The 1,476-nt window shown below is 35.6% G+C and carries 2 protein-coding genes; both read right to left on the bottom strand.

Going from position 1 to position 1,476, the window contains the following annotated elements:
* Window positions 1–31 precede the first annotated feature (31 nt).
* On the bottom strand, window positions 32–895 hold the full coding sequence (locus CIB95_RS15985) for an IS3 family transposase (RefSeq protein ID WP_233144170.1): 864 nt from the start codon (window positions 893–895) through the stop codon (window positions 32–34).
* Window positions 859–1,422: a helix-turn-helix domain-containing protein gene (locus CIB95_RS15980; RefSeq protein WP_094926771.1), complete on the bottom strand. Its 564-nt coding sequence runs from the start codon at window positions 1,420–1,422 to the stop codon at window positions 859–861. The genes CIB95_RS15985 and CIB95_RS15980 overlap by 37 nt, the downstream gene beginning before the upstream one ends.
* Between the last annotated feature and the right edge of the window lie 54 nt (window positions 1,423–1,476).

Genomic DNA, 1,476 nt, shown 5'->3' with positions numbered 1-1,476 from the left:
TGGTGGTGACCCCTAAAAGTTAGAGTTTATATTATGCAGCTGATTGGCTGGTTAAAGTGCGGTATTGTATTGGACTTAAACCAGCCAATTTTACTTTTATGCGATCATTATTGTAGTAATGAATGTACTTCTCAATCTTCCTTTTTAAATCTTCATAAGCTATTAATTCTTCCCCGTAATACATCTCTTGCTTTAGAATCCCAAAGAAATTCTCCATTACCGCATTATCTGCACAGTTTCCTTTTCTAGACATGCTTTGGAAGATCTTATTTTTGCTTAATGTTTTTACCCAGTTGTTATGTTGATAATGCCAGCCTTGATCAGAATGAATCGTTGTTCGATATTCTGCTTCATCTTTAATGATTTCCAATGCCTGATTTAGTGGCTCCATAACAAAGTCCAGTGTTGGGCGCTTAGATATACCGAATGAGATAATTTCGCCATTATGCAAGTCCATAATAGGGCTTAAGTATAGCTTCTGGTCTTCCATACATTTAAACTCAGTCACGTCTGTTACTAGCTTTTGGAGTCGGACAGTTGTGCTAAACCTACGGTTTAGACGATTTCTAGCCACTTTACCAACTGTTCCTTTATATGACTTATAACGAGATTTACGTGTGAACTTTTCACACTTCAACCCCATTTCGCCCATTATTCTTTGAACTTTTTTATGGTTAATTTCATGACCTTGCGCTCTTAATGCTAAATGAATTCGACGATACCCATATTTTCCTTCATGCTTTTCAAAAAGTTCATTAATTCTTTCTTTCCATACTTTATCTGGATCTTCTTTCTGTAGTTGCTTCATATGGTAATGGTATGTTGCCTCTGGAATACCTACTTTTTCTAAAAACAATTTTAATTTGAACCCTTCTTCTTTGAGTGCGAAAGCCAACGCTGCTTGTGCTTTTCGAGGAAGGCATTCGGATTCTCTTGAAAAGCTTTTAACTTTTTTAAATAGGAATTCTCTAAACGTAGAAGTTCATTTTCCCGTTCTAATTGTTCTTCACGAGATAACTCTTTTTCTTGTTTGCGCTTTTTTTCTTTATGATTTTTAGACATAGAAGGTCGTCCTTTCTTTTTTCCCATTAGGCCTTCTATACCTTCCTTCATAAAGGTTCTGTACCAGTTCGCAATTAATGAAGGATTGTTCATCTTATAGATAATCGCAGTATCTTGATAAGAAGCACCTGTCTGTTTCATAAAGTTTAATACATCTAGCTTTAATTGGACAGGATAAACTTGTTTAGATTGTTTTCTGCGTAGACCACTTTCTCCGAATTCTTTATAAACTCGAACCCACCTTTTGATTTGACCTACAGCAGTAATACCATACTTTTTTGCTAATAACCTATAGCCTAGAGTACCGTCTAGGTACTCTCTTACGACTCTTAATTTAAACTTTTCACTATATTTTGCCATACAAAAACACCCCAGATGTTAGAATTTTAACTCTAACTTCTGGGGTGCAGTACC

This window comes from Lottiidibacillus patelloidae (assembly GCF_002262935.1).
In the GTDB taxonomy this organism is placed as follows: domain Bacteria; phylum Bacillota; class Bacilli; order Bacillales; family SA5d-4; genus Lottiidibacillus; species Lottiidibacillus patelloidae.
The sequence above is the reverse complement of the archived record's forward strand: the minus strand, read 5'-3'. Positions and strand labels throughout refer to the sequence as shown.